We start from the raw sequence: 16,561 nt of genomic DNA, 5'->3' as shown, positions 1-16,561 counted from the left end.
GAGTTTTACACATTTTCGCAATTTTGGCCATACCAGCATTCAAATAAGTGACCTTTACTTCCATAAACAGGATCGCTATCCGGATTTTTTACTTTAGAAATGGTTTCATCTGCTTCAGGACGCTCCCCGGCCTGGCCATATTTAATATCATAATCTGCGCCATTTGGGTACGCGCCAACAACAGTGAAGTCATCGCTTGAGTTCAGTTTTTTATGGGCTACACCTGCAGGAATGATCACTACATCTCCTTTATCCAACTCGATGCAAACGCCATGCTCGCCACCAAATTGCACATCTGCTTTGCCACAAAATACGCCCATTACTTCGTGTGTGTTACTATGATAATGGTGATAATCGAAAATGCCATCTACCCATGCGTTGGTATAACCGTTTTGTGCAAAAACCCTTTTTATTACCTCTTCAGTATCATTAGGATGCAACCTGAACGTACCTTTGTATATCATCAATGGCAAATGAGGATTGTTGGGAAAATTGCCGTTTTCTTCTATTTTATGTGCAACCAGGTAAGCTTCTTGTATCAGTTTTTCTTTATCCATGATTTGGGTGTTTTTAATGATTAACAAAGGAATTGGCAAAGGGTTTCGAGATTTGAGGAATAGCCTTTAATTACCCTGCAGATCATGTGCATACAGTCTTCATCTCGACTGAAGCAACGCGAAATGCCTGCCCGTACAGGCGGGGAGAGATCTTTCGTGCTAGCGAGTCTTACTATAAAGATTGCTTATGAAAAAATCGGGATCAGCGTTGATGGGCGATACAATCGCTGATCTCGTTCATCCCCGTTATAAATATGAAAGGTGAAGAATTTTCCCGCAGATTTAAGAAGATCAACGCAGAATTATCTTATTGTTCAATGAACCTAACATTACTTTGATTATTAATTAGATATGGTATTTTTAATTAATCATCCTGACAAAAAAAAACTTATACATTTTTTATTATGGATGAGAATGATATCTCCTACCGAATTAGGGGTGCAATATTTAAGGTTTACAATGCATTATGGCCAGGTCTATTAGAATCTGCTTACGAAACAGTGTTATCTTATGTTTTAGATGAATGTGGTTTAAAAGTTAAACGACAAGTACAATTACCAATAGTATTCGAAGACATCATATTAGATACTGGCTATCGAATAGATTTATTGATAAATGACTTGGTGATTATCGAAATTAAGTCTGTAGAAACTGTTGCTCCTGTTCATCACAAACAATTGCTTACGTATCTCAAACTTTCTGGGCTAAAACTTGGGTTACTTGTTAATTTTAATTCATCAGATATATCCAGTTCTATATGGCGAAAAGTGAATGGACTTTGATAAATGTTTCTGGTCATCGCCTGGAAATCGCATAATTGAATATCTGCGTTATTTGCGAAATCTGCGGGTATTTTTCATCAAAACTTAAACGCAAAAAAGCCACCCCAAAGGATGGCTTTTAGTATGTAGTCAGTATAAACTGAAAACTGTAAACTGCTAGCTGATTAAGCTAATAACCTGATCGGCTCTTCTAATAAACCTTTTAAGGTTTGTAAGAAAGCTGCTCCGGTTGCACCATCAACCACACGGTGATCGCAACCTAAAGTTAGTTTCATTACATTACCAGGAACAACGGCACCATTTTTAACCACAGGTACCTGTTGGATTGCACCTACCGATAAAATTGCACCGTCAGGAGAGTTGATAATGGAGGTAAACTCATCAATACCAAACATACCTAAGTTAGATACAGTGAAAGTAGAACCTTCCCAATCTGTCGGTTGTAATTTCTTGGCTTTTGCTTTTGCACCGTATTCTTTCACCTCAGCAGAGATGTGAGATAAAGATTTGCCATCAGCGAAACGCACTACCGGTACCAGTAAGCCGTCTTCTACTGCCATGGCTACACCAATGTTAGTATGTTCGTTAAATCTGATTTTATCGCCACCCCAAGATGAGTTAACAGCCGGGTGTTTTTTCAATGCAACGGCAACCGCTTTAATCACAATATCGTTGAAAGAAACCTTAACAGGAGCAACTGCGTTAATAGCTGTACGTGCAGTCATCGCGTTGTCCATATCAATGCTAATGGTTAAATAGAAATGTGGCGCTGTAAATAAACTCTCTGCTAAACGTTTTGCAATTACTTTACGCATTTGCGAAACTGGCTGTTCAGTAAATTTAACTTCACCTACAAACTGAGGAATAACTGGTGCTGGTGCAGCAGCTTTCTCAGCAGCCGGAGCTGGCGCAGATTCTGATTTTGAAGGCGCTGCAGCTGGTTTAAAGTTTTCGATATCTTTTTTAATGATACGGCCACCCTCTGCGCTACCCGAAACCTGCGATAAATCAATGCCTTTATCTTTAGCTATTTTTTTAGCTAAAGGAGATGCTTTAACGCGGCTATCTGAAGTATTTTCTGCCACAGGAGCAGATGAACTTGAATCAGTAGTTGGTTTTGAAGCTTCTTCAGTCTTCGGACTTGCCGACTCCTGACTTTCTGACTTTTTAGGAGCTGAGCCACCGGCCAAAATTCCGCTTACGTCAGTCCCCTCCGGACCAACAATAGCGATAATTCCGTTCACTTTGGCAGCCTGGCCTTTTTCTACACCGATATGCAATAAAGTTCCGGTTGCATACCCCATTACTTCCATTGTAGCCTTATCGGTTTCTACGTCAGCAAGAACATCGTCATCCTTAACTTTATCACCAACTTTTTTATGCCATTCGGCGATTACGCCTTCAGTCATGGTATCGCTTAACAAAGGCATACGGATCACCGTAACACCTTTAGCAGCCAATTCTTCTTCGCTTAAACCTCCGCCTTGTGCAGGGGCGGCTTCGTCTTCTTTATCTTCTGCTTTAGGGGCCTCTTCTTTGCTTTCAGCTTTCGGAGCTTCGCCACCTTTTTCAGCTTCTAATGCTGCTTTATAATCTTCACCTTCTTTACCGATAACGGCCATGATGGCATCAACTGGAACAGCCTGGCCTTCTTCTACACCGACGTATAAAAGGGTACCATCCCAATAAGATTCCATATCCATTGTTGCCTTGTCAGTTTCCACTTCTGCCAAAACATCGCCGCTTTTCACTTTATCGCCCACTTTTTTATGCCACTTCGCCAAAACCCCTTCGGTCATGGTGTCGCTCATTTTGGGCATTTTAATTACATCAGCCATTATATCTAATTAATTGAAATCTTATTAATATTAGTCCATTACGTAAGGATAGTCTTCTTGCATATATACATCTTTGTATAATTCAGATGCATCAGGCCAAGGAGATTCTTCAGCAAATTTTACTGCCTGATCGACGATACCTTTTACTTTAGCTTCTACTTCTTCAATCCAGGCCTGATCTGCATATTTTTCTTTTAAAATAGTTTCTCTGGCTAATTCAACAGGATCTTTTGCTTTATAATCTTCTAATTCTTCTTTCGTACGGTATTTTGCCGGATCTGACATCGAGTGACCACGATAACGGTAAGTTCTCATTTCTAAGAAAGTAGGTCCTTCACCTTTACGTGCGCGTTGAATGGCTTCGTCCATCGCGTTGTGTACCGCAACCGGATCCATACCGTCAACCGGTGCACACGGCATATCGAAACCTAAACCTATTTTATAAATGTCGGTCATGTTAGTGGTACGTTGTACTGAGGTACCCATGGCATAACCATTATTTTCGCAAACAAAAATAACAGGCAATTTCCAAAGCATAGCCATGTTAAAAGTTTCGTTTAATGCACCCTGGCGCACCGCACCATCGCCCATGTAGCAAATGTTTACGTTATCAGTTCCTTTATATTTTTCTGCAAAAGCAACGCCGGCACCCAATGGAATCTGACCGCCAACAATTGCATGGCCACCGTAGAAGTTATGTTCTTTACTGAACATATGCATGGAACCACCTTTACCTTTAGAGCAACCTGTAGCTTTACCGTACATTTCTGCCATAATACTGTCAGCGCTAACTCCTAAAGCTAAGGCATGAGCATGATCACGGTAAGTCGTAATCATTGAATCACCTTTTTGCATTGCAGATATTGCACCTGCAACTACAGCTTCTTGTCCAATGTATAAATGACAAAAGCCACGTATTTTTTGTTGTCCGTATAACTGGCCAGTTTTTTCTTCGAATTTGCGCATCAGCAACATCGACTCGAACCACTTTAACCAGGTATCTTTATTTATTTCTACTGCACTCATTTTAGGGTATTTGTTTTTTTGCGACAGCAAATCTAATTTTTTTATTGTAATTTTTGGCACTTTTTAATGTAAAAACGTCATACTATTAGGGTTATAATCAGATTTAACAGTTGTTTTACAATTAAATTTAAAGTTCCGTTATTCATATTGATTTAACATCGATTTTTTATAATTAAATCAATGCCCCTTATCATAATATGGAATCAATTTATTCTGAAATTTAATTTTGTATATCAGCTTATATCCATAATTTAAAAATAAGGTTTTTTACCATTAACAGTAGAATTGGAGATGAGGTATTTTAGAAAAAAAAGAATCCGTTTTCTCCGAAAATTTTAATGAAAACCGGTGGATAAAAAATAGAAATGTTGATAACTTTCATTTTTTCTAAGATTACATTTGGATAACATTTGTATAATTAATACTTTTGGCAACCAACAATAAGCCCATGTGGTGTACGTTAATGTGTAAGTGAATACCCAAACATAACTGTATAACATGATTAAAAAATTTTTGTTTTCTACTCTAATTGCTATCTGCACGCTCTCAGCCGCATTTGCGCAGACAAAAACAAAAGAATCTGGTAAAGAATTGAATGACCCCGATAACCTTGCATCGCAATATTTTTCGCAGGTAATGGGTGTAGCGGTAGATGCAACTTCAAATTTAAAACTGTACAAGTTTATTTACGAATGGATCGGAACGCCATATAGTTACGGTGGAAACACCAAAAGAGGCATCGATTGTTCGGCTTTCACTAAAGCCATTTACGATAAAGTTTTCAACACTACCATCAGAAGAAATTCACGCGATATTTTCAGCATGGTAGATCCATTATCAAAAGAAGATTTAAAAGAAGGCGATCTGGTTTTCTTCAAAATCAAAAGCAGAAGCATTTCGCATGTAGGTATTTACCTGGGCGATAACAGGTTTGCACATGCATCAAGTTCTCGTGGGGTAGTTATCAGCAACCTTAACGAACCTTATTACAGTCGTTACTTTTACAAAGGCGGTCGCGTTTTAGAATCGTTTAAGAAAGAGTTTACAGTAGAATAGTTCAGTTGGCAGTTAACGGTTTTCAGTTAACAGTTAATAAAAGATATATAATCCTCCTAAAGAAATTTCGGAGGATTTTTTGTTTAATACAAGTTCAATCCGTTATTTCGAGCCTGGTGCAACGTATTCGAGATATCTGTAGAGAAAGATTTCTTAATTATACTACATCTAAGTCGAGACGAAGGTTACAATAAACACCCCATGAAGCTTATCAATTCCATCCTAATCTTACCTTTTGTTATTATAATCCTGATCAGTTGCACGAGCAACAATGCACAGGTTACAGTGGCTGTACCGAGGAAGGATACCATAATCCGGAAAATTAAAGATACTATTTCCATTACCGCCGTAGGCGATATCATGCTCGGCTCTGCTTTTCCCACTAAAGCCAACCTCCCTCCTGACGATGCTGTAAACAGTTTCGAGGCCGTTGTTGACTTATTAAAAGGAGATATCGTTTTTGGCAATTTAGAGGGCTGTTTTCTAAACTCAGGGCATTCAAACAAATGTAACGGCATTAATCCGAATAACTGTTATGCGTTTAGAATGCCGGAGCGATACGCAGGCATATATAAAGATGCAGGATTTAACGTGTTGAGCATTGCCAATAATCATGTCGGTGATTTTGATGCAAGGGGAAGGAAAAACACCGCAAGGATTTTAGATTCGCTACAGATTCATTATGCCGGGCAGGTAAATAAACCTTTTGAAGTTTTTGAAAAAGATAGTGTAAAGTATGCCTTCTGTGCGTTTGCGCCAAATGAAAATACAGTATCGATTAATAAGATTGATAGTGCAAAAGCATTGGTGGCCCGTTTAAAACGAATGGCCGATATTGTGATTGTTTCTTTTCATGGCGGAGGCGAAGGTGCAAGATTTGAACACGTTCCGCGCAAAAACGAGATTTTTTACAAAGAGAACAGAGGAAATGTATATGCCTTTGCGCACGCAATGATCGATGCCGGTGCCGATGTGGTACTGGGGCATGGTCCGCATGTTACCCGGGCGGTTGAAGTTTATAAAAATAAATTCATTGCTTATAGTTTAGGTAATTTTTGTACCTATGGGATGTTCAGTTTAAAAGGTAATAACGGCATTGCACCCTTGCTTCAGCTAAAAATAAATGCGAAAGGCGATTTTCTCTACGCCGATGTTGTATCCATTCAACAGGATAAAATTAACCGTTTAACCCTCGACGATAACAATAGGGCCTTTAAGCGCATGAAAGAACTGACCGATCTTGATTTTACCGGTCATCAGTTAAAATTTGCGGATAACAGGATCAGTTTAAAAGATTAATCTTCTGCGACATCAATTTCAAATTATTTCAGAATATTTGTCGTATGAAAACAGGATTAATACTTCATTATATCATAGGTATCGCTGCAGCAATTTTAGTGTTGGCAACAGCTTACTACATCAACCAGAATCCTAAAAACTTATTATCTGCGGGGATTATTATCCTTGCAGGTTGTTTGGTTGCCTTTAGCCAGTATCAGATCATCAAACAGAAGAAGAAGTGATATTGCTGCGATGGATGCTAAAAGCTCAATAGATTTCGGTGCGTCAATATTCAGGATGAAAGCTTGATCTAGCTTTCATCCTTTGTGTTTTTTACCAGACCAATTCCGGACACAAAGAAAATTAATCCGATTATTCCATAAACCAGCAATCCTCTGTCGTTTTGACTGTGGTTAACAAAGCCATATCCGGCATAAATTAGGCCAATAATTCCTAAAATGGTTAATATCGTTCCGAAGGTTCGTTTTACGTTCATGATCTGTTTTTAACATCAAACAAGGAATTCAAACTTTTTGTTTGATGAAATTTTGCAGAGTAGGTTTACATTTTGTAAATTGTAATATTTAAATTACAATACTGACTTTGTAATCTGAAAGTCTAACTTTAAGTGTCATCCACCTGAAGCCAGGTGGATTAAATTTTCATTTAATCGTAAAACGTTTTAGTGAAATTAGATATATTACCGTTATCATTTTGTGAATAGAGAACAGCAGGGGAAACAAGATTATTTAACTCAAGGAATCAACTCAACCTAAATATTAACCCCAATGAATAGATTGTGATCTTACTAACCACTTCAAGAGATCCCTTCTAACATTAAAACAATCTAAACAGATGAAAAACAAACGGATTATCCTCTTGGGCATGCTGATTTTTGCGTCTTTACTCTCTTGCTCCAAAAAAGGACTGGAAGAATCTCAACCTGCAGTGACAAAACATGCCCTGGCAAAGGTAAACAACAGCCTGCTTGCCGATCCTCCGCTTACCTGGCAAGAACATTGGTTTGACCATGTGCAGGTATTGCAACGGTTTTACCACGATACGAACATTGTAGTTTACCACGATAATGATGTAAGCAGTACGGTTACCTGGCCCAATACGTATCTAGCTCAGGTTTGGAACTACACCAAAAGTAAATATGGGTCGTTCGGTACAGACTCTCGCTTATGGGCCATTTTTCATACCGGAAAATATAGCGGGGGGCATCCCAGCACTTACATGGATGCCAGTCATGATTATCGGAATGTAATTGATGTGGGATCCTCGAGCACAAGTGCCTGGCTCAGTGGGACAGGGAACGATCTGGACCTTACCACACATGAGGTGGGTCATATTGTAGAAGGTGCTTCGCGCAATGTACTTAATTCGCCAGCCTTTGGTATCTGGCACGATAGTAAATGGATGGAAATTTACATTTATGATGTTTACATTGGTCTTAACCGTTCGGCCGATGTGCAACGTTGGTATAATTTGGTTGCCAATGGATCGGAAAGCTATCCACGTGCGCAGACGTATTGGTTTAGAGACTGGTTTTTCCCTATTTACTCTCAACAGGGCGATGCTTCTTCACTAAATAAGTATTTCAGCCTGCTGGCACAGTATTTTCCTAAACAAACCGTAAATAATGGGCAAACCAATATACAGCGCTTTTCAAGATCAATGAATTATGGCGAGTTTATCCACTTTTGGAGCGGCGCAACAGGGATGGATTTAAAGCCACTTGCCCTAAGCGCTTTTGGTAACCTGGATGAGCAGGGTAATGATTGGGTGGCACAGTTGAATGCGGCAAAAACCGCCTTTCCCGGTGTAACATATCTGAAAGATATAAGCAGCCAGGCAGTGGTGAGTGTGAGTAACGAAAATGCTGGCGGTGCTGCTGCAGCTGAAGGTTCAGCTAAACTTTCTGATAGTTATTATAATACCAAGTTCTTTCTGGGAGCTTACCCTAACACTTTTTGGGCACAACTCACTTTTCCTGGCAGTCAGGTAGTAAAAGGATATACTATTACTGCAGGGAACGATGCACCGGATCGTGATCCGAAAGGCTGGAAACTTATGGGATCTAACGATGGTACGAACTATACTCAACTCGATATCCGTAGTAACGAAACTTTTGGCTTAAGAAGGCAAACAAAAAAAATGTTGATTTCAAACACTACCGCATACAAATATTATAAGCTCTTTATTACTGCCAATAATGGGAGCGTAGATTTGCAGTTAAGTGAGTGGAGGTTGTTGCAATAATATCAACTGCAAAATAAAGCTGATCCCGGAATTTAAGAGTTGATCAATTCCGGGATCATAATTTGCAAAACGTATATTTTAAAATTATGCTTTTAAATTTTACCAAACGCCTAACCTATTTGCTGGCGCAATATACATTTTTGCGTTTGCAGGGATGTTAAACGCTTTATAAAATGCCTCCATGTTGTACACCGGTCCGTTCACGCGAAACATTTCCGGGCTGTGCGGGTCTGTTTTTAACCTCACACGCATGCTTTCGTCGCGGGTTTTAATTCGCCATACCTGGGCAAAACTTAAAAAGAAACGCTGATCGGGTGTAAAACCATCAATCTTTTTATCACTTTTTCCTTGTTCTGTTAATTTAAAAGCATCATAAGCAATGTTCAAGCCCCCAAGATCGGCCAGGTTTTCGCCTAAGGTTAATGAACCGTTTACATGTTGATTGTCTAATAGCGAAAACTTGTCGTAGAAATTTTCTACTTTACCGGCTTTGGCTTTAAATTGATCTGCATCGGCTTTTGTCCACCATTCTTTTAAATTGCCCATGGCATCGTATTGGCGGCCCTGATCGTCAAAACCATGTGTCATCTCATGACCAATCACTGCACCAATTGCACCATAGTTAATGGCATCATCTGCGCTAAAATCAAAGAAAGGAAACTGTAAAATTCCAGCAGGGAAAACGATTTCATTGAAAGATGGATTGTAATAGGCATTAACAGTAGGTGGTGTCATGCCCCACTCTGTTTTATCTACATTTTTGCCTAGCTTATCCATCATTTCTTTATAAGCATGTTTACTTGCCGACTGAAGGTTTGCATAATAGGTGTTTTTCGAAATCTCCACATCATCATATTTTTTCCATTGATCAGGATAACCGATTTTTTTGATAAAGGCATTCAATTTTTCCAAAGCTTTCTTTTTGGTTTCTGGCGTCATCCAGTCTACCTTTTGTATTCTTTCTGCATATACTTTCTGTAAATTGTTTACCAAGGTTAGCATACGCTCTTTGGCCTCCGGCTTGAAATACTTTTCGGCATATAACTGGCCTAAAAGCTCGCCTAAATTACGATCAGTAGCGTTTACAATGGCTTTCCATCTTTCTGTAGGCGCTTGTTGACCGTAGAGTGTTTTAGAGAAAAAATCAAATTTAGCGTCCCTGAATTTTTTGGTAAAAGCATTGGCTGATTCGTTCAGGGCATCAAATTTTAGTTTTTCTTTCCAAATTTCGATAGGTTGGCTTTTAACCAGGGCAGATAGAGTTTGGTAATATTCTGGCTGCCTAACAATAACGGTATCTGTGGCTGCACCGAGTTTGTGTAGAACAGATTTCCAGTCAATATTCGGGGTCATCTTTTGAAAATCGGCCACCGTCATTTTATGATAGTTTTTCTGTGGATCGCGTAGTTGAACAGGTGTTGAATGGGATTGTGCAATTACTGTTTCCAGTTTTAAAATATCGGCGGCAGATTTAGCCGCATTTGCAGCATCACCTGAAAGGGTAAAGATTTTTGTGATGTATTTGATGTATTCGGCTCTAATCTTTTTTGCTTTTTCATCCTGTTCCAGGTAATAACTTCTGTCTGGTAAGGTGATGCCGGCCTGTGTAAATGACAGTGCATTTTTAACACTTAATTTATCATCTGGTTCAACGCCAAAGCCTAATAAATCACCTTCTCCATTTTTATAGCCCTCGGCAATAAAACTGATTAAATCTTTATCATCTTTAATCTTATCTATTTTACTTAAAAGTGGTTTTATGGGTTCGATACCGAGCTTTTCGATGGTTAAGGTATCCATTCCACTGGTATAAAAATCGCCAACTTTCTGTTCGGCACTTCCCTTCGCTGCCTTCGCTTTTGAAGCATCTTCGAGAATGTTTTTCAGATTTTTCAGGTTATCATTATATAACGTATAAAAAGAACCCCAACCGGTTTCGGTTTTAGGAATTTCAGTGTTTTTCATCCATTTTCCATTGGCATAAAGGAAAAAGTTATCACCTGGTTTTACAGTGGTATCCATGCCGGCCTTATCAAAAAACACGGTACGTATGTTTACCATATCCATTTCCTGATGTTTTTTATTCTGGCAGGCCGCAAATAGCAAAATGCCTGCCGCGGGGAGAAATAATTTAATTTTCATCTATGTATAAATTTGTTTTTAAGTGATCAGATTTGTTCAATCCATTGTGCGGTTTGAAAAATCAAGATGGTCTCTATTTATATAAATAACTTAGAAAAGCTTAAAGCTACAAAATGCCTGGTGTAGTTTGTATGAATTTTTATACCTTCATAAAAAAATCTAATTATGCAATACACCGTTTATATTTTAGTGGCAATAGGCGTTATTATTCTACTAAGCTCATTCGTTACCGTTAAACAGGGTACGATTGCTGTTGTTACCGTTTTTGGTAAGTACCAAAGGCTCTTGAGACCAGGTTTAAATTTTAAAATCCCTTTAATAGAACAGATTTATTCGCGGATATCGATCCAGAACCGCTCAGTAGAACTTTCTTTTCAGGCTGTAACGCAAGATCAGGCGAATGTTTACTTCAAGGCTATGCTACTTTATTCTGTAATTAACCAGGATGAAGAAACCATCAAAAATGTAGCATTTAAATTTGTTGATGCTACCAACCTGATGCAGGCATTAATCAGAACAATCGAAGGATCGATCAGGGCATATGTAGCTACGCAAAAGCAAGCCAATGTATTGGCCCAGCGAAATGAGATTGTGCTGCATGTTAAAGAACAGATTGATCAGGTATTGGATGGATGGGGTTACCATCTCCAGGATCTTCAGTTGAACGATATTACTTTTGATGAAGAAATTATGCGCTCCATGAGTCGAGTGGTGGCATCAAATAACTTAAAGGCAGCAGCTGAAAACGAAGGCCAGGCGTTATTGATTACCAAAACCAAAGCTGCAGAGGCGGATGGTAATGCAATCAAAATTGCAGCCACAGCTGAACGTGAGGCTGCACAACTTCGCGGTCAGGGTATCGCATTGTTTAGAGAAGAAGTTGCAAAGGGTATGACCAATGCCGCGCACGAAATGCAACAGGCAAATTTGGATACTTCGGTCATTTTATTTACCATGTGGACGGAAGCCATTAAACAATTTGCAGAATATGGCGATGGTAATATCATTTTCTTAGATGGCAGTACCGAGGGCATGAATAAAACCATGAAAGAAATGATGGCCATGCAGCTGGGTCAGAATCCTCCGAAGAAGGGATAGCAGTATTTTTTATACCAAAAGACTGTTGCAAAACGTAGCAGTCTTTTTTTTGCGTCAATTATTCGTTTTGGCTAAATGAAGAATTGATTAGCCTAAATTGTTTCCATAAAATTAATTGAATTTTGAGTGATAATAACATGCGATTTATGTTAATCGGCAGGTAATTATTGTACACCATTTAAAAATTAAATTAATCAGGATGAAAGTTTTTGTCACAGGTGCAACCGGATTTGTCGGTTCGGCCGTAGTAAAAGAATTAATTAGCGCAGGTTATGAGGTGTTAGGTTTGGCAAGGAATGAGGTAGCTGAAAAAGCACTTGTACTTGCCGGAGCCGAAGTACATAGAGGGGATTTAGAAGACTTACAGCGTTTACAGGAGGGCGCCAGATTAGCTGATGGTATTATCCACACGGGCTTTATCCATGATTTTTCCCGATTTGCAGCGGTTTGTGAAATTGACAGACTTGCCATAGAAGCCATTGGGAACTCGATTGCAGGAACCAATAAACCCTTTATTGTAACTTCCGGAACGCTTATGGTTAATCCTGGTATATTGGCCACGGAAGATATGCTGCCCGATTATAATGGTGTAAATCCCAGACTTGCTTCTGAAAAGGCTGTTGATCTACTTGCTGCTCAGAATATTCGTGTATCGGTAGTTCGTTTGTCGCCATCTGTACATGGTGAAGGCGATTATCATGGCTTCGTACCCATGCTGATTAGTATCGCCCGAAAAACGGGTTTTTCAGGTTACATCGGCGATGGAGAAAACCGGTGGACAGGTATCCATCGGCTTGATGCTGCAAAACTTTACAGGTTGGCTTTGGAACAAGCTACGCCAGGAGCACGTTTTCATGGGGTAGCTGAAGAATCGATTCCCCTTAAAGCAATAGCAGAGGCCATTGGCGAACAGCTCGGTTTACCTGTTGTTTCTATAGCTAAAAACGAGGCAGCAGCACATTTTGGTTGGTTTGAACGTTTCGTAGCAGTAAATGGACCGGCTTCGGGGCGTTTAACCAGAACACTTTTAAATTGGAAACCTCAATATTCCAGTTTGCTTGAAGATTTGGAAAAGGGCATTTATTTTAAGTAAATTGTATCGTGGAACTTTCAAACCGTTACCGTTTTAAAACAATATCAGCCTACCATAAACTTGCCGGATTGCCTCAACCAGGCCATCCGTTAGTTAGTGTCGTTAATATGGCAGAAGTTAATATGCCATTCGATGGCGGATTAAAAACTATAATTTTTGATTTTTACTCCATCTCACTCAAACGGGTTCCTGATGCGAAAATTAAATACGGGCAGCAAATCAGTGATTTTGACAACGGTGTGTTATTTTTTATGGCTCCCGGACAGGTTTTTACAGTCGAAATTGATCAGGATAAAACGCATCGCCCAACGGGCTGGATGATACTTTTCCATGCTGACTTACTTTGGCACACTCATTTAGCTAAAGCAATCAAGGATTATGACTTCTTTAATTACTCGCTGTCTGAGGCATTGCATGTTTCTGAAAATGAAGAAGCCGTACTTAATTCGATTGCTAAATTGGTGGAAAATGAAACCAATAACAATATCGATCATTTTACTCAAAATGTTGTAATAGCGCAAATAGAACTTCTTCTCAACTATGCACAACGTTATTACGGCCGTCAGTTTATTACGCGTAAAACAATCAATAACCAGCTGCTCGATCGACTGGAGCATGTTGTTAAAAATTATTTTCTACATGATCATCCTGGTAACAGGGGCTTACCAACTGTAACTTATATTGCCGAAATGCTCAACGTTTCGCCAGGATATCTATCCGGATTGTTGAAAACGCTTATCGGACAAAACACACAACAATATTTGCATCAAAAAGTAATTGATTTGGCAAAGGAAAAGCTTTCTACAACAGATCTTTCGGTTAGTGAAATTGCTTATGCCCTTGGCTTCGAACATTTACAATCTTTTACCAAGCTGTTCAAATCGAAAACAACCCTTACACCTTCAGCATTCAGACAATCGTTTAACTGAAAATGTTAAAAAAAAGCGAGCTATCTGAATAAAGATAGCTCGCTCGGTATAAAATCTCTTTTATTAAAGTTTCGACGGCGTTATACCCAGATTCATCACATAATTTCCAGATTGCTGCATGAAATCGCCCATTACTTTTAGCGATTCATCTTCAATGAAATCGAATGCATCCTGCTTGGTCACTTTAGCACCCTTTTTAAGCGCAGGCAATCCTCTTAATGCCCTTAATTCATTTTGTCTGGCCAGGGTTTTAGCTTCCTGTGCATCGCGCTCTGCTTTAAGTTTAGCCTCGTTCAACGTTACAGAAACTTCACTATCGCGTTTTTTAAGTTCTGCAACATCTTGTTTCAGGTATTTAAAATCCAACGAGTTTGCAACACGCTGCTCGCTGTTTTTGATCAACTGCGCTTTAACAGCACTCAAATTGGCAACTGCTTTGAAGTTCGAACTAGGAATAACATCCCATGGCAAAGCGGATGATTCAGTATCCTCTCCGATTTTATCCATCGGATAAACAGAAGGAAAAACAACATCAGGAGTTACACCCTTGTGCTGCGTACTGCTACCGGCCACACGGTAAAATTTCGCCATGGTTAAATTAATCTGGCCTAAATTAATATCTGCTGGGTTGGCACTGCTAGGTGAGGTTCCAATAGTTTTATCTTTGGAAATTAATCCTGCTACTCTTTGTAGCATACTTGGGTTTACCAGTTTATTTAAATCTATTGAAGATTGTACGGTACCTTTACCATAGGTTTGGCTGCCCATGATAATTCCGCGTCCGTAATCTTGTATAGCGCCTGCAAAAATTTCTGATGCTGATGCACTTAAACGGTCTACCATCACGCCAAATGGACCATCCCAGGCTACACCACTATTTTCGTCTTCATCCACTTCTATTTTACCACGTAGATCTTTAACCTGTACAACAGGACCTCTATCGATAAACAATCCTGTTAATGATATGGCCTCAACCAGTGAACCTCCGCCGTTTCCACGTAAGTCCATTACGATTGCATTTACCTTATCGAAGGTCTTTAACGAGTCGATTAATTTTTTAACATCACGGGTGGTGCTTTTGTAATTTTTATCGCCTGCATTTGCAGCTTTAAAATCTGCGTAAAATGCAGGTAAGGTAATAATCCCGATTTTATATTCTTTACCGTTACTATTAATGGTTTTAACTTTCTTTTTGGCAGATGTTTCTTCTAAAACAATTCGGTCACGAACCAATTCGATAATCACTGGTTTAGATGACATTTCTTTGCCTACTGGGATTACTTTTAAACGCACTTTAGTCCCTTTCGGACCTTTTATTTTCGCAACAGTATTATCCAGCCTCCAGCCTACAACATCTACAAACTCCCCGTCACCTTGTGCTACTGCAATAATACGGTCGCCCGCACTGAGTTGTTTGCCCTTAAAAGCAGGTCCGCCGGCAATAATTTCAGAAATTTTAACTACCTCATTTTCCAATTGTAAGCGGGCGCCAATACCTTCAAAAGAGCGTGACATGTCTTCGTTAAATGCTGCGGCATTGGTTGGGTTAAAATAATTGGTATGTGGATCAATGGATTCGGTAAAAGCATCCATCAGAATTTGAAAAACGTCCTGATTATTGGTTTTTGAAGTTTGTGATTGTAAATTTTTATAACGTTTGGTTAATGTCTCTACATTCTTTGCTTCAGCAGTACCGGCCAGATTCAAATTAATCAATTCGTATTTAACCCGTTTTTTCCAGTTGTCATTTAAAGCTGTAGAAGAAGTTGCCCATGGCTGTTTCTCTCTGTCGTAAACATAAGTGTCGTTTTGGTTAAAATCAAATTTGGTTTTGATCTGCGCCAGTGAATAGGTGAAATATTCATTAAGTCTTTTAGCATAAACATTATATATAAAAAATGGTCCACTCAGGTCGCCATTTTTGAAATCATCGTCTAAAGTATACCTGTATTTCTCAAATTCCTTGATATCTGATGCCAGGAAGTAATTTTTACCCGGATCTAAAGATTTGATGTACTTGTCTAAAACGATTGAGGAAATAGAATCATTGATCTTAACTTTTTTGTAATTATAACTCTCGATCAAATTTACAACTTCCCTGATAACCAGTTGCTGCTGTTCATCTGGCTTCACATTGGTAACCCCCTCAACCATTGGCTGAGTTTTAGGGGCAGCATGACAAGCAAGTACTGCCGCAGTAAAAATTACAAAAAATATCCTCTTTAACATTTCTTTAAATGATTTAAAATCCATTTTCAATTCTATATAGCCAATATGATACCATTTTAGCAAAAAAACAAAAAAGAGACAGCATTATTACTGTCTCTTGTTAAAATTTTATCAAATCTAACTAAAAGCACTTTATTTAACAATTGCTTATGTAGAACGTTGAGTATTATTTTTTGTTTTATCTATAACCAACTTTGTTTATTTACAAGCTCTGACAGATTATAAATAGATAAGTAAAGAGAATTTATAGCAAGATATGCTGCTT

Annotated in this window: 14 protein-coding genes; 8 read left to right on the top strand and 6 right to left on the bottom strand. The window is 38.9% G+C overall.

Annotation, left to right across the window (positions count from 1 at the left end; all coding sequences use genetic code 11):
• Window positions 1–5: 5 nt before the first annotated feature.
• Window positions 6–557, bottom strand: a complete 552-nt coding sequence (locus tag QZ738_RS02695; protein WP_293784182.1) for a cupin domain-containing protein — start codon at window positions 555–557, stop codon at window positions 6–8.
• A 404-nt stretch (window positions 558–961) separates the two neighbouring features.
• Between QZ738_RS02695 and QZ738_RS02690 the strand changes: the two genes are divergently transcribed.
• On the top strand, window positions 962–1,339 hold the full coding sequence (locus tag QZ738_RS02690; protein WP_293784179.1) for a GxxExxY protein: 378 nt from the start codon (window positions 962–964) through the stop codon (window positions 1,337–1,339).
• A gap of 164 nt (window positions 1,340–1,503) precedes the next feature.
• Here QZ738_RS02690 and QZ738_RS02685 read toward each other — a convergent pair whose 3' ends face one another.
• Together QZ738_RS02685 and pdhA are read right to left on the bottom strand one after the other, a co-directional pair.
• Window positions 1,504–3,177 (bottom strand): pyruvate dehydrogenase complex dihydrolipoamide acetyltransferase, encoded by a 1,674-nt coding sequence (locus QZ738_RS02685; protein ID WP_293784176.1) that lies wholly within the window; start codon window positions 3,175–3,177, stop codon window positions 1,504–1,506.
• Window positions 3,178–3,207: 30 nt separating this feature from the next.
• Window positions 3,208–4,203, bottom strand: coding sequence for a pyruvate dehydrogenase (acetyl-transferring) E1 component subunit alpha (pdhA, locus tag QZ738_RS02680; protein ID WP_293784173.1), 996 nt, complete (start codon window positions 4,201–4,203; stop codon window positions 3,208–3,210).
• 498 nt (window positions 4,204–4,701) lie between these two features.
• On the opposite strand from pdhA, the gene QZ738_RS02675 reads away from it, so the two are divergent.
• From QZ738_RS02675 to QZ738_RS02665, 3 genes are all read left to right on the top strand, one after another.
• The gene (locus QZ738_RS02675) at window positions 4,702–5,259 is read left to right on the top strand and encodes an NlpC/P60 family protein (RefSeq protein ID WP_029274974.1); all 558 of its coding nucleotides are present in this window, start codon (window positions 4,702–4,704) and stop codon (window positions 5,257–5,259) included.
• 201 nt (window positions 5,260–5,460) lie between these two features.
• Window positions 5,461–6,558 (top strand): CapA family protein, encoded by a 1,098-nt coding sequence (locus tag QZ738_RS02670; RefSeq protein ID WP_293784163.1) that lies wholly within the window; start codon window positions 5,461–5,463, stop codon window positions 6,556–6,558.
• A gap of 44 nt (window positions 6,559–6,602) precedes the next feature.
• On the top strand, window positions 6,603–6,782 hold the full coding sequence (locus tag QZ738_RS02665; RefSeq protein WP_293784160.1) for a hypothetical protein: 180 nt from the start codon (window positions 6,603–6,605) through the stop codon (window positions 6,780–6,782).
• A gap of 68 nt (window positions 6,783–6,850) precedes the next feature.
• Here the strand turns inward: QZ738_RS02665 and QZ738_RS02660 are convergent, their stop codons facing one another.
• Entirely contained in the window at window positions 6,851–7,036 is a 186-nt protein-coding gene (locus QZ738_RS02660; RefSeq protein ID WP_293784157.1) for a hypothetical protein, read from the bottom strand.
• 359 nt (window positions 7,037–7,395) lie between these two features.
• Here QZ738_RS02660 and QZ738_RS02655 point away from each other — a divergent pair, with 359 nt between their 5' ends.
• The gene (locus QZ738_RS02655; RefSeq protein WP_293784154.1) at window positions 7,396–8,805 is read left to right on the top strand and encodes a hypothetical protein; all 1,410 of its coding nucleotides are present in this window, start codon (window positions 7,396–7,398) and stop codon (window positions 8,803–8,805) included.
• Between the two features lie 99 nt (window positions 8,806–8,904).
• On the opposite strand, the gene QZ738_RS02650 is transcribed toward QZ738_RS02655, so the two are convergent.
• On the bottom strand, window positions 8,905–10,947 hold the full coding sequence (locus QZ738_RS02650) for a M13 family metallopeptidase (RefSeq protein WP_293784151.1): 2,043 nt from the start codon (window positions 10,945–10,947) through the stop codon (window positions 8,905–8,907).
• 165 nt (window positions 10,948–11,112) lie between these two features.
• On the opposite strand from QZ738_RS02650, the gene QZ738_RS02645 reads away from it, so the two are divergent.
• The 3 genes from QZ738_RS02645 to QZ738_RS02635 all read left to right on the top strand — a co-directional run bounded on the left by QZ738_RS02645 (window position 11,113) and on the right by QZ738_RS02635 (window position 14,067).
• Window positions 11,113–12,045, top strand: a complete 933-nt coding sequence (locus QZ738_RS02645; RefSeq protein WP_293784148.1) for an SPFH domain-containing protein — start codon at window positions 11,113–11,115, stop codon at window positions 12,043–12,045.
• A gap of 199 nt (window positions 12,046–12,244) precedes the next feature.
• Complete coding sequence (locus tag QZ738_RS02640) at window positions 12,245–13,138, top strand: SDR family oxidoreductase (RefSeq protein ID WP_293784145.1); 894 nt, start codon at window positions 12,245–12,247, stop codon at window positions 13,136–13,138.
• 8 nt (window positions 13,139–13,146) lie between these two features.
• Complete coding sequence (locus QZ738_RS02635; RefSeq protein ID WP_293784142.1) at window positions 13,147–14,067, top strand: AraC family transcriptional regulator; 921 nt, start codon at window positions 13,147–13,149, stop codon at window positions 14,065–14,067.
• Between the two features lie 63 nt (window positions 14,068–14,130).
• Here QZ738_RS02635 and QZ738_RS02630 read toward each other — a convergent pair whose 3' ends face one another.
• Complete coding sequence (locus tag QZ738_RS02630; protein ID WP_293784139.1) at window positions 14,131–16,320, bottom strand: carboxy terminal-processing peptidase; 2,190 nt, start codon at window positions 16,318–16,320, stop codon at window positions 14,131–14,133.
• Window positions 16,321–16,561: the final 241 nt, after the last annotated feature.

The organism is uncultured Pedobacter sp. (assembly GCF_913776295.1).
Classification (GTDB): domain Bacteria; phylum Bacteroidota; class Bacteroidia; order Sphingobacteriales; family Sphingobacteriaceae; genus Pedobacter.
This window is presented reverse-complemented; position numbering and strand designations above follow the sequence as displayed.